Below are 13,912 nucleotides of genomic sequence, written 5' to 3'. Positions count from 1 at the left end.
AGACACAGAACATTCATATTACAGAGGTAAAATAGGAATTATTACTACCTGTATGATGATATCATATCTTGAACCTATTATATGTGACAAAAAACGTAAGTATATTTTTACCAATTATCACATTTTCTATCCCTAGATTTTCCCATATTCAAGATTTTATCAACCTTTTTATTATAGCAGATACCATTTTTAAAATCCACGTCCATAATTATGTCACAAACTTTTTTACAAATTAGAGTATTTCTGCAAATCCTCTTTTAAAAACGCTTACATCAATTATAATTTATACTGGTTGCTTTTTCCATCATTTTGTTCGTGTTTTCCTTCTGTAAATAGATATTCCTCCTTTTATATAGTCTGTTATATTTATCACAGACTATATATAATTAAACCTCATTCTCTTTCCTAATTCTAACCATTATTTATCTCCAGTTATACAAAATATCAGAAACAAATCTTCTCTTCTTGCTGCTATAAAAAAAAGATAGAAATTTATACTGATACTAATAGCAGCTGCCACTAGTATCGGTATCTACTTCTATCTTTTGAAACGATTAATTTCCTAGTATTTCTTGTAATTTTCCTTTTACCTTTTCATTTACCTTTTTTGCATCTTCTTTAATCTCGTCTACTACTTTGCTCCATTTGGAAGAATTTTCTTTTATAGTCGTTTCTAATTCCTCTGCTTTCTCTTTAATTACCTTTTTTGTTTTTTCTACTTTTTTATTTACATTTTTATTATCCTTATTTGCAAGTCTATCACTGACGGATTGGACCTGAAAATTCTCTGGCTCCACATATTGTACGGCTTGATCCATAATTGTTTTAAAAATTGGTATGACATCACCTGAACTTTTACTTGGCAGATAATGCATCTTATCTGTTTTATCATATCCTAGCCACATCGACCCAACTAGATTAGGCGTATACCCTACAAACCATTGATCCTTTGTGCCAGAAATACTCGAATCCTCTAATTGAGTGGAGCCTGTTTTTCCTGCAAGTTGAAATCCTGTTATTTTTGCTCCTTGGCCTGTTCCGGATTTAATAACATCCAATAACATGGAGGTCATGTCATTTGTCACCGATTTGGAAGTAACTCTTGTCGACTTTGGCTCATATTCAGCCACAACGTTGCCTGTCGGTCCGACAATTTTTGTAATCAAATGACTTTCCATTCGGACTCCCTCATTAGGAAATGTAGAATAAGCGCTCGCCATTTGCAATGGTGAAACACCACTGTACATCCCGCCTAAAGCTATCCCAAGATATTCATCCTCTTTTTCATATGGAATGCCGAAGCGATCAAGGGATTTAAGACCATTTTCCAAACCAATTTTATCTAGCAGCCAGACTGCTGGCACATTTAAAGAGTCTTCTAATGCTTCATACATCGGAACTTCGCCTTTATAAGACTTAGTGAAGTTTTTTGGTTCATAATCACCCTTTTTGAAAGGCTTATCTTCAAGCATAGAGTCAATTTTATATCCTTTTTCTAAAGCAGGTGTATAAACAGCAAGTGGCTTCATCGTGGATCCTGGCTGTACTTTAATTTGAGTAGCTCGGTTAAAGCCTCTGAAAACTTGCTCTCCTCTTCCTCCTACTAATCCTCTCACTCCCCCAGTTTCCGGATCAAGTAAAACCGCTCCGCCTTGCACTAATGTACCATCAGAACTTCTAGGAAACAGGGAATCTCTTGCAAAAGTTTTTTCTAAGGTAGATTGAAGATTTTGATCCATCTCTGTATAAATCTTATATCCTCTTTTTAAAATTTCTTCTTGTGTAAGTCCATACTTGCTGATTGCTTCATCGATCACCGCGTCCACAAAGTAAGGATAATCTCTTTCAATAAAAGATCCTCCCCCATTTTCTAATACAATTTTTTCGTTTACTGCTTGCTGGTACTGCTCTTCTGTAATTTTTTTTAATTCTACCATTTTCTTTAGAACAAGGTTGCGGCGATTTATAGCACCATCATAATTGTTATAAGGATCTAATGCAGATGGAGCTTGCACTATTCCTGCTAGCAATGCAGCCTCACTAATAGATACATCCTTAATATCTTTATTAAAATATTTCAAGGATGCTTGGCTGATACCCCAGGCACCACTACCAAAATAAACGTGATTCAAATACATTTGTAGAATTTCATCTTTTTTATAATGCTTCTCTATTTCTACAGCAAGAAATAGTTCCTCTGCTTTTCGCTTATAGGTCTGTTCGGAAGTTAACAAAGCATTTTTTGTTAATTGCTGGGTAATCGTACTTCCTCCACCAGTAATTCTCCCTGCAAAAATGTTCTTAAAAAACGCACGACTGATCCCTTTAATATCAAACCCATTATGTTGATAGAAACGTTCATCTTCAATAGAAACAACTGCGTCTGGAACATATTTCGGGACATCCTTTAATTCAATGCCTTCTGTTCTTTCCGTTCTTATTCGAGTTGCTTCATCTCCATCTTTATCATAAATAATGGTCGCCTGACTTAAACCAGCCTTTAATGAACTAACATTTGCTTGTGTTGCTAGGTACGTAAAATATAATATCGCTAATAAAACAAATAATAACAAAGCCAACAGTATAATTTGGGTAAGGTGTCTCTTTTTCCAGAAACGTCGAAACCCTTCCCAATATGGTTTTAATCGATCCATCTATTACCTATCCTTTACTTTTACTCATAGAATAAATGCTTCTTCCGTTTTTCTATCTAATCATTAGACGGTTATTTTCTCTTATATGTTGCAACTATCTATGAAAACTATATTCTCTTTCTTTCTAAATTACAAGAAGGGATCTCTATCTAATATTACCAAATTTAACTAGAAGAGGGGTTATTGTTTATCCATTTGATTTCTTGGGAAAAGAATAAGTAAAGGCTAAAAGGATGTGAGAGATAATGAAAAAAATGTTCAGACGAATCATTACGTGGGGACCTATCATTTATCCCTTCGCCAAAAAAATGTGGGACAAGCGCAAACAGTCAAAAGCAACCTCAGCATTAGCAACACGCTCTAAGAGTTTCTAATTACTCTTGAAATAAAAAATCCAATGGGCTTTGAGACCTCATTGGATTTTTTATTTATGCATTTATTTTGTTATAAGTAAGCACTACTTCTTTCACTAAAGCATGATCTTCACTTAAACCAGAAACTTCACTAAAAGCAGCTTGAACTCCATTTGCGTCTATTAAGTTCTTTAATTCCACAGACTCTTGATCTTCTGCTGTATAAAAGTGAAGAGCCGATGCCATTACTTCTACTAAATAAGACGGAATTTCTTTAAACTCATTATAGTATGCTAGTGCTGGAGCAACTAACCGATCATTCCCGCCTAATTTTCGAAGCGGTGATCTACCAACTCGTTTTACATCGTCTACAATATAAACATTCGCAAAGCGGCCTAAAATTTTGTCGATATATTTTTGATGATCTGCTGCATTAAAACCATATTTTGCTACTAATACTTTTCCTGTTTCTTGTAAAACATGAAGCACCTTTTCTTTCACATCTTCATGTTGAATTGTTTCAGAAATGGTTTCATAGTTCTTTCTATTGCCTAAATAGGCTGTTGCTGCATGACCAGTATTTACAGTAAATAACTTTCTTTCGATATATGCCTGTAAATTACTTACGAAATGTGCCTCTGCAATTTCAGGTTTTGGTCCTTTAATTGCCGTTTCATCTACAACCCACTCATGGAAAGGTTCTACTAGAACATCTAATAAGTTTTCATTCTTCTGGTTTGGCACAATTCTATCCACAGCTGAGTCAGGAAAACCAACGTATTCCTCTGTCCATGCTGCTTCCTCTTCATTTAAATGCTCTAACACAAACTGTTTAAGGGCACTACTACCACCAATCATATTTTCACAAGCAATCACATTAACTGGTGTTGGATTACTTTTCATTCGTGCTTTAATTCCGTCAGCAATTAGTGGCGCGATAAACTTTAGAATATTAGGTCCGATAGCTGTAGTCACAATGTCTGCATGGATAAATTGTTCAACCACTTGTTCTGGATTTACTTTACTATTAATTCCTTTAATATTTTTAACTGTGAATTGATCTTTCGCTTCATTTGCCAATAAAACATGATATTGACCAACACGATTAATTTCATCGATAATTTGTTCGTTTACATCCACAAAGGTAATAGCATAATTTGACTGATGTAGTAATAGACCAATAAATCCTCTACCTATATTTCCAGCTCCAAAATGAATAGCATTCATCGTATTATTCTACCTCGCTTAAAATTTGGATTATTTCCTCTTCTGATTTCGCAGCAACTAATTTTTCGACATTTTCCATTTCAGAACATACAATAGCAATTTGTGATAACAACTCTAAATGTTCGCCATCCTTCCCAGCAATTCCAATGATTAATTTAACAATATTGCCATCTCCAAAATCTACTCCATTTGGCGCTTGAATAACAGATAACCCAGAGTTTAATACTGCTGTTTTTGCTTCATCTGTACCATGTGGAATAGCTAAGAAGTTACCCATATAAGTTGATGAAATTTCTTCTCTTTGTAGCATAGCTGGAACATAATCTTCTGAAACATAGCCTTGTTCCACTAGAATTTGACCTGCTTTTTTGATTGCTTCCTCTTTACTTGCCAGGCTGCTGTTTAAAATAATGTTCTCTTTTTTTAAAATACTCATTGTTTATTCCTCCTATTAATTTCTCAAATGATGTTTTAAAAACCTGCTGCTAATAAAATTTAATAGTTCTTCTTTCTTGCCGTTACTGAATACATGAATACTTCTTTCCGATTCAATAATAGAGGCACTTAAAAAACTTAATACTTCCATTACATTTGGATTTGCATCTAACGGCGCAAGCAAAAGTAATACCCGCTTCACCATTTCATTAGCACCATTCATTGCCCTCAAACTCACCATCTCGGGCAAGTCTATGATATTGAAAGATGGTTTTTCAATTTGATTATTACTTGTGTGATAAAGAGCTAAATTGGTTTCCGGAATAGCCAGCCCCCCTATTTGAGCCCGTGCTTCTAAAGCAGCAAATACTTCTTCTACGCTTGAAATAGAACCTTGTTGTTTCAATATCCTTAATCCCTTGTTTAAGCTTGCACTTAAACTTGCTCTCTCATCCCAAATATCCAGCTCATTTAAAATAGAGGATAAAAGCTGGGCTTGCTCTGAAAAAAGGAGAAAAGACTGGAAATCGATACATTTTTGTTTAGGAACTTCTATTCCCTTCTCTTCCCTTATTACATGGCCAATATTCTTTTGAAGATAGGTTTTTACTTCTTCCAAATCCTTATCATTTAAAATCGGATTTACTAATAAATAATCTCTCGAGATATCCTCTAATGGAATAGTCGAAAGAATGGCATCATAATCCTCGATGGAAATATTCTTTAATTCGAATACAGATGCTTTTTTCACTTCTGATAGGCTTGGAATTTGATTAACAATTTTTGCTGCAAGCATTTTAGATGTCCCAATTCCGCTTGAACAAATGATCAATAACTTTATATTTTTTGTTATTTTTCTATCATTTAACGCAGAACCAAAATGAAGGACTAAATAGCCGATTTCTTCTTCTGGTACATCTCTGTCCACGAGTGTTTTTTCCACAGCTTGTTGAACCACTTCAAACAACTCAGCATAATCCTCTTTAATATCTTCTAATAAGGGATTAGAAATACTCATTTTCTGATCTAAACGATATAATGTAGGCTGAAGGTGAGCTAATAAGCCTTGAAATAAAGAATCATCTGCCAATGTTGTATGCAGTAGTTTTTCGACATTGGCAATTAATGTCCTAACTAGCATAGCTACCTCAACATTTTCATCTTCAATTCCGACTTTATTGTCATAACGTACCTTTGCTCCCCTTAAATGCATCGTAATATAACCGACTTCCTCTATAGGGATCGAAATATCAAAAGTACGTTCTAGTCTTGATACAATTTGGCGCGCAAAATCAAATTCTTTTGTCTGCGACAACTCCCCTAGATAATCTTCTTTAAAAGAAATATTTTCTCCACGCTGGATCCTCTCCATAGCAAGAGCAATGTGAACGACCAATCCAACATAAGAACTATCCGCCAGTGGATAAGGTAATTGCTCGTTGATATCTTCAATAATATTTTCAATACGCAGCAATTTTTCTTTTTGAACCAATCCTAAAAGCCGTTCGGAAATCGAGTCGATTTTATTGCTAGATTTTTTCTGAATATTTTCCTTCACCATTTTAAGAAACTCTGGAACATCAAATCGGTCGGATATGAGACTGCGAATCGCTTTTCTCTTATCTTCCTCCGTTCCAACCAATTCAATACCATAACCTCTTTTTCTCATTAATTGCAAATCATACTTTGCTATAATCGGTTCCAGCTTATCCAAATCATTGCTCACCGTGGCAGTTGTTACTCCTAGTTCTTTTGCTAAAGAAAATAATTTAATCGGTTCTTGATGATCCAGCAAGGTACATAAAGCAACAATTATCCGTTCATCGGGTGTGTATTCTATATAATCCTGTTTTAAGATAGATACTCTTAGTTGATAAATATCATTAGGATGTCCTTCAATTTTCACACCGACTCCAGCTTTTTTATTCATTTTAAGATGAAAATCTTTTAATATAGCTTCGACGTTTTTTAAATCACGATGTATCGTTCGTTCACTGACATTTACATGTTCAGCAATTCCCTTAATCGTCATTTCTTCCTCTATATTTTCTAATAGTATCTGTAAAATAATTCTTTCTCGAGCGGAAATAATCATAGCTTATCTCCTTAATCACCTGACATAATTTAATTATAAGACCGTTATATACACTTATTCAAACAGTATTAAACATATTTTTTTCAATTTTATTGTTGCCAATTCTAATTTATGGTTCCCTATTTTTATCTATAAATACTGAAAATTAACTACTTTTTCATCAAAAAGCTTAAATGGTTTTACTCTGGACATATACCGCGTTAAACACAGAAATACCGGCCAATTTATACAAAGTTGGCCGGTATTTCTGCTAATACTTATTTTAATTTTTCAATGATCTCATCATATTTAGGGCTGTTCATGAAATTCTCAACAGAAACATGATGTGCATTCGGTAATTTTTCTACTGCTCTATCTGTTAAATCTTTATGGGTAATAACAAGATCTGCATCACTTGGAAGGTTTGCAATAGAAGTATTTGTTACATCTACTCCTTCTATTCCTGCCTTTTTCACTTTATTACGCATAATAGACGCACCCATCGCACTAGATCCCATACCAGCATCACAAGCGAAGATTACTTTCTTCACTGATTTGTAATCAAATTCTGTAGCACTTGTTTCATCAGGAGTTTCTGCAGTCTCAGTAATTGCACTTGCAACTGAGCTTTTCTTCCCTTTTAAAGCTTCCATTTTTTCTGTTGCTGCATTAATATCTTCTTCTTTATCTTTACTTGTTTTCAAAATAATAGCTGCAATCACGAAAGAAATAATCGTTGCAACCACAACACCAGCAATTACACCTAAATGCTGTCCTTTTGGTGCCATCGCCATTAATGCAATGATGCTACCAGGAGACGGAGTGGCAACTAATCCTGCATCAAATAATGTAAAGGTGAATACTCCACCCATTCCACCAGCAATAACTGCTAATAACATCATAGGTTTCATCAAGATGTACGGGAAGTAAATTTCATGAATACCACCCAAGAAGTGAATAATCGCTGCCCCAGGTGCTGTCTGTCTTGATGTACCTCTTCCAAATATACAATAAGCTAATAATACCCCAAACCCAGGACCAGGGTTTGATTCTAGTAAGAATAGAATAGATTTCCCTACCTCTTTCGCTTGTTCTACCCCAATCGGACCTAAAATACCTTGGTTGATGGCATTATTTAAGAACAATACTTTAGCAGGCTCAATAAAGATACTTGCTAATGGTAAGAGCTTTGCATCAACAATTAACTCTACTCCGCTTGATAAGAAAGTGCTTAACCCTTCTACAACTGGACCAATATATTTAAAACCAATAATGGCAATAATCGCACCTAAGATACCAGCTGAGAAGTTATTTACTAACATTTCAAATCCGGCTTTAATTTTCCCTCTAAATAAATCATCCACTTTTTTGATTAAGAAACCACCAAGCGGACCCATTACCATTGCTCCAAGGAACATCGGAATATCTGCACCAACTATTACACCCATCGATGCGATTGCACCAACCACGCCACCGCGCTCTGCATAAACCATCTTACCGCCTGTATAACCAATTAATAATGGCAATAAGTATTTAATCATCGGATCTACAAGTTGAGCTAATTCAGCATTAGGTCTCCACCCTGTTGGGATGAATAAAGCTGTAATTAGCCCCCATGCGATAAATGCTCCTATATTAGGCATAATCATGCCACTTAAATGACTACCAAAACGCTGTATTTTGACACGAAAACCATTTTTATTTTCGTCTGACATTTTGTTTAACCCCCTTAATATTTCAGTTTGATTATAAAGCGGTTACAGATTATTCTCAATTCAAAGTAAATACATTTTTGACAGACATAATGTTGACACAATTAAATTAATTTAATTGGTAAAATTCAATAAAATCCGCATTCGTTTTAATTTCCTCTTTTTAAAATGCCACCAACCATCCTATTTATACGGATCTACACATAAAAAAAGAGAAGGGTTTCCCCTTCTCTAAAAGTCTTTCATCAAGCTTCGACTACACTTGTATCTTTGGTTACTTCAATGAAATGTATATGATGTTCTTCAATATTTTTAATTTTGAAGATATATCCTTCCTCTTCCAATATATCTCCTTCAACCGCTTCAAAATTATTGGTCAAAAACCATCCGCCTATTGTATCTACTTCATCTTCTGATAAGTGAGTGCCTAAAAGATCATTTACTTCACTAATCAATACTTTTCCATTAAGAATATAATGATTATCCTTTATTTTGCGAATGTCAGAGATTTCATCCTCATCAAATTCATCTCTAATGTCTCCAACAATTTCCTCAAGAATGTCTTCTGCTGTTACAATTCCTGAAGTACCACCGTACTCATCAAGCAAAATAGCCATATGTGTACGTTCCTTTTGCATTTTAATCAGCAATTCGCGGATAGGAACAGTTTCAATTACACGAATAATCGGTTTCATATATTCCTCTAATTGAATTTCTTCTCTGTTTTGAATGGTTGCCGTTAGAAATTCACGAATATTAATTAAGCCGATTACATTATCCTTATCCCCATTTACTAAAGGGTAGCGAGTATAATTTTCTTCCTCTAAGATAGCCATTATTTCATCAAACGTATTGTCCACACTGATAGTCACCATTTCTGTTCTAGGGACCATAATTTCTTTGGCAATTCGTTCATCAAACTCAAAAATATTATTTACATATGCTAATTCGTTTTTATTGATTTCACCGCTTTTATAGCTTTCTGACATTAAAATTCTTAACTCTTCTTCCGAGTGAGCAAGTTCATGTTCTGACGCTGGCTTTAATCCAAAGATACTTGTCAAAAGTCTTGCAGAGCCATTCAACAACCAAATAAACGGATATAATAGGCGATAAAACCAAATAATCGGTGTTGCAAAGGCTAATGTTATTAATTCTGCTTTTTGAATAGCTACCGTTTTTGGAGCTAATTCCCCAACAACGACATGCAAAAAAGTTACAAGTAAAAAAGAAATAACGAAGGCAATTAAGTGCGATAGCGCCGTTCCGATCGATAAATGAACAAATAGAGGCTCGAGAATTTCTGCGAAAGTAGATTCTCCAATCCAACCAAGGCCTAATGCTGTCACAGTTATCCCTAATTGGCAGGCTGATAAGTATTCATCTAAATGTGTCGTAACTTTTTTTGCTGCTAATGCTCCTTTTTTCCCTTCAGCAACTAACTGATCAATTCTTGAACTCCTGACTTTTACAATCGCAAACTCTGTTGCCACGAAAAAAGCAGTAAATGCAATTAATATCACAAATAAAATCAAATTAAAAATTTCCAATAAGTAGCCCGTAAAGGGGCTTACACCTCCTGATTAATAAAAGCCGCATGCCTTTCTCCCATTACAAAAGGAAAGACACTGCTACTAGTTAAAATTCATTCCTACTTCCGAATATATAAATAAATGCAAAACAGTTAATTTAGCAAAAGAAGCAGTGCTTGTATTAAAGAAATGCTTTCATGGATAATAGTATTTCTTACTTCTCTATTTTTATGTTGAGCCTGTACGTCTCTATAGGGAAGCATCTAATATCTAATGAATTTTATCACTTAGACTCTTCCTATTTGCTCTCAGTTCCTAATACCTATGGAATGCACTTGCTGATTATTTAATTGCTCCTTCATTTCCTCCAGCGTAAGCTTACTCTTTTTGTATTCTTACTTTATTTGTTCAATTTTGTTCTTCACCATAGTAACGATAATTAGTTTGGGAACGCTCTGCTTGAAGAAGGCCAAGGTTTGTATAATAATTAATGGTTCTTTTTGCCACACCAGTAGCTTTTGCTAAATCACCAATTCTTAATTTCACAGCCCCATCGCTTCTCCTCCTAACCATAACGTTTTAGTTATACTTAATTAATTATATAAGTCTAAGGAGAAAAGTTTCAAGCAAAATACTTCCAATATATTTTGCACACGCTTTTTATCTTGCTAAATTTTCAAAAATGTCGGCTTTTTTATATGATTAAAATTCAATTTAGGTTAAAATATAGGAAGATAGACAGAAAAGAGAAAATATATCAAAAAGGGGAAATGGAGTGGAAACAATTATCAATTTTCTTACAAGTAAAAGTGTAAAAAGGTTTTTCATCTTTGCTTTCATGATTCTAGGTATCTATGCACTTAGAAGTATGATTAATTTAATGCTTTTTACCTTTATTCTTTCATTTTTAATGGATCGTATGGAAAAAATTATTTCTAAGCGAATTCACGTAAAACGAAACGTTATAGTTAGCATCCTCTATCTCATAACGATCGGATTACTTTCTTATAGCTTTATTAAATATTTGCCAATGTTAGTGGAAGAAATAACGGCATTAGTTAGACAACTAATGGATTTTTACTCTCGTCCACATGATAATGCTGTCTTAAATTATATTGTTTCCATTATTCAAGAAAGACAAATAGACAGCTATTTGGAACAAGGGCTGGGCATTATCGTCAAATATTTTTCCAGTATTAGTTCCCTAAGTTTACAATTCATACTAGCTATTATCTTAAGCTTCTTCTTCCTGTTAGAGAAGCCCCGTTTGATTAAATATAAAGAAAACTTCCGCACAAGTAAAATAGCTCCTTTTTATAACGAAATGGAGTTTTTCGGTAAAAAGTTTGTGTTAACTTTCGGAAAAGTATTAGAAGCACAGGTTATCATCGCTTTAGTAAATTGCATTTTAACGACAATCGGATTATGGATACTTAGTTTTCCTCAATTATTAGGATTATCTCTTATGGTATTTGTTCTTGGTCTTATTCCAGTGGCTGGGGTTATTATTTCCCTCATTCCCTTATTAACGATTGGATATACCATTGGTGGATACCCCTATATCATTATTTTGATTATTTTTATTTGTATCATTCATGCGATCGAAGCTTATATACTTAACCCGAAGCTAATGTCTTCGAAAACAAATTTACCTGTATTTTTCACTTTTATCGTCCTTATCTTCTCAGAGCATTTCTTTGGAGTATGGGGATTAATCATTGGTATACCTGTGTTTGTATTTCTTTTAGATATCCTCCAAGTACAAAGCATGGATCCCAAAAGGAAAACAGACTTAGTAAAAGAATAGCTCGGCTTCATTTCAATTCATAAAAGCAGGCTGGATACGAATCCAGCCTGCTTTTATTCTATAATGAACAGTTCAATCTAATACTTTAATACTGCTCCCGTATTCGCAGATGTCACAAGCTTCGAATAACGTGCTAAGTAGCCGCTTTTTACTTTCGACTCAAAACCTTTCCATTCTGCTTTTCTTTGTTCCCATTCTTCCTCTGGAACAACAACATCCATTGTACGATTTTCAATATCAATGACAATATGATCGCCATCTTTTACAAATGCCAATGGTCCTCCTTCGGCTGCCTCAGGAGAAGCATGACCAATAGAAATACCTCGAGAAGCTCCAGAAAAACGCCCATCTGTTACCAGCGCTACTTTTGGACCAAGACCCATTCCAACAATTTGGGAAGTTGGTGCCAGCATTTCCGGCATACCAGGTCCTCCTTTTGGTCCCTCATAGCGAATGATGACAACATGTCCTTCCTTCACTTTTCCTTTTACTAATCCTTCCAGCACTTCATCTTGTGAATTAAACACAATAGCTGGCCCCTCATGTCGTTGAATGCCATTTTGGACTCCACCTGTTTTAATAATAGCACCTTGAGGAGCTAAATTCCCAAATAGGACTGCCAATCCACCTGTTTGAGTATGAGGATCATCAATTGGTCGAATGACTTGATAATCTTTCACTTTACATCCAGCGATATTTTCTCCAAGTGTTTTTCCTGTGACAGTTAACGTATCTAAATGAAGAGCTCCTTCCTTTTTCGATAATTCGTATAGCGCTGCTGATACACCGCCTGCTTCGTGCAGATCTTCAATATGTACATCAGACGAAGGCGCAAGCTTCGATAAATGAGGTACTCTAGATGCTACCTCATTGATTCTTTCAAGAGGATACTCTACACCTGCTTCATGGGCCAATGCTAATGTATGAAGTACTGTATTAGTGGATCCACCTAGTGCCATGTCTAAAGCAAACGCATTATCAATTGCCTTTTCTGTAACAATATCTCTCGGTTTGATATCTTCTTTTATTAGATTCATCAACTGTTTCGCAGATTTCTTTACAAATTCCTTTCTCTCTGGTGCTACAGCAAGAATTGTCCCATTTCCAGGTAAAGCAAGACCTAGAGCTTCTGCTAAACAGTTCATGGAATTCGCTGTGAACATGCCAGAACAAGATCCACATGTCGGACAGCCGAATTGTTCTAATTCTCTTAGTCCACCTTCATCAATTTTACCTGACTGGAAAGCCCCTACACCTTCAAAAACGGATGATAAGGAGATCTTTCTGCCATCACTAGTGACTCCCGCTTTCATCGGTCCTCCACTTACAAAAATAGTAGGAATATTTAATCGTAAAGAAGCCATCATCATTCCAGGTGTGATCTTATCACAGTTAGGAATACAAACCATCCCGTCAAACCAGTGTGCTGCAACTACTGTTTCAATAGAATCCGCAATAATTTCACGGCTTGGCAATGAATAACGCATGCCGATATGTCCCATTGCAATTCCATCATCTACCCCAATTGTATTCATTTCAAAGGGAACTCCACCTGCTTCTCTTATTGCATCTTTTACAATTTTTCCAAATTCCTGTAAATGGACATGCCCTGGAACAATATCAATATATGAATTGACTACTGCGATAAACGGTTTGTCAAAATCCTCCTCTTTTACACCAGCTGCACGTAGTAAGCTTCTATGTGGAGCCCGGTCGAATCCTTTCTTAATCATATTACTTCTCAATTGTGTCACTTCTACCCCTCCAATTATCCGACTAAATCGAAAAATCTGTATATTTAAACTTTTACTTATTGTAACACTATGATAACAAAATTGGTATAATTTATTCTTTCGATTATTCAGATAAAATCACTTCGTTTAGTTTTTGCTAGAAAAAGGTAAAACATCGTTATATCAACATCTATCTAACACAGTATGTCAGAAAAATTAACAAACAATTCTTTCTATTCTTTAGGTTTCTTTCCCTTTTCTTGATACAAATTCAATATATAGCTATATTACAATAACATCATCTTTCTTATCCTATTTTCGACTGTTGTAAAAATCTCGATAAAAAAGCGATGAAGTTTTATATCCCTTCATCGCCTTTTTATTG

Annotated in this window: 9 protein-coding genes; 1 reads left to right on the top strand and 8 read right to left on the bottom strand. The window is 34.9% G+C overall.

The genetic code is table 11. The features are described from left to right. Nucleotides 1-554: 554 nt before the first annotated feature. From NST77_RS22545 to NST77_RS22515, 7 genes are all read right to left on the bottom strand, one after another. On the bottom strand, nucleotides 555-2,654 hold the full coding sequence (locus NST77_RS22545) for a transglycosylase domain-containing protein (RefSeq protein WP_095331093.1): 2,100 nt from the start codon (nucleotides 2,652-2,654) through the stop codon (nucleotides 555-557). 428 nt (nucleotides 2,655-3,082) lie between these two features. After that, entirely contained in the window at nucleotides 3,083-4,234 is a 1,152-nt protein-coding gene (locus NST77_RS22540) for a mannitol-1-phosphate 5-dehydrogenase (RefSeq protein WP_341123589.1), read from the bottom strand. A 4-nt stretch (nucleotides 4,235-4,238) separates the two neighbouring features. Beyond that, nucleotides 4,239-4,670: a PTS sugar transporter subunit IIA gene (locus tag NST77_RS22535; protein WP_047944240.1), complete on the bottom strand. Its 432-nt coding sequence runs from the start codon at nucleotides 4,668-4,670 to the stop codon at nucleotides 4,239-4,241. 15 nt (nucleotides 4,671-4,685) lie between these two features. Continuing rightward, nucleotides 4,686-6,764, bottom strand: coding sequence for a BglG family transcription antiterminator (locus NST77_RS22530; protein WP_341123588.1), 2,079 nt, complete (start codon nucleotides 6,762-6,764; stop codon nucleotides 4,686-4,688). Between the two features lie 257 nt (nucleotides 6,765-7,021). Next, entirely contained in the window at nucleotides 7,022-8,458 is a 1,437-nt protein-coding gene (locus NST77_RS22525; RefSeq protein ID WP_249879377.1) for a PTS mannitol transporter subunit IICB, read from the bottom strand. Between the two features lie 242 nt (nucleotides 8,459-8,700). Continuing rightward, on the bottom strand, nucleotides 8,701-10,005 hold the full coding sequence (locus NST77_RS22520; protein ID WP_095331098.1) for a hemolysin family protein: 1,305 nt from the start codon (nucleotides 10,003-10,005) through the stop codon (nucleotides 8,701-8,703). A 390-nt stretch (nucleotides 10,006-10,395) separates the two neighbouring features. Beyond that, a complete protein-coding gene (locus tag NST77_RS22515; protein WP_341123587.1) occupies nucleotides 10,396-10,533 on the bottom strand; it encodes a MerR family DNA-binding transcriptional regulator in 138 nt (45 codons plus the stop codon). A gap of 229 nt (nucleotides 10,534-10,762) precedes the next feature. Between NST77_RS22515 and NST77_RS22510 the strand changes: the two genes are divergently transcribed. After that, nucleotides 10,763-11,794: an AI-2E family transporter gene (locus NST77_RS22510; protein WP_341123586.1), complete on the top strand. Its 1,032-nt coding sequence runs from the start codon at nucleotides 10,763-10,765 to the stop codon at nucleotides 11,792-11,794. Nucleotides 11,795-11,871: 77 nt separating this feature from the next. Here NST77_RS22510 and ilvD read toward each other — a convergent pair whose 3' ends face one another. After that, complete coding sequence (ilvD, locus tag NST77_RS22505) at nucleotides 11,872-13,548, bottom strand: dihydroxy-acid dehydratase (protein ID WP_095331102.1); 1,677 nt, start codon at nucleotides 13,546-13,548, stop codon at nucleotides 11,872-11,874. Nucleotides 13,549-13,912 lie beyond the last annotated feature (364 nt).

The organism is Niallia sp. FSL W8-0177 (genome assembly GCF_038006285.1).
GTDB classification, from domain to species: Bacteria; Bacillota; Bacilli; order Bacillales; family Cytobacillaceae; genus Niallia; species Niallia circulans_A.
Note: the sequence above shows the minus strand (reverse complement) of the source record. Positions and strands in the feature narration are given on the sequence as shown.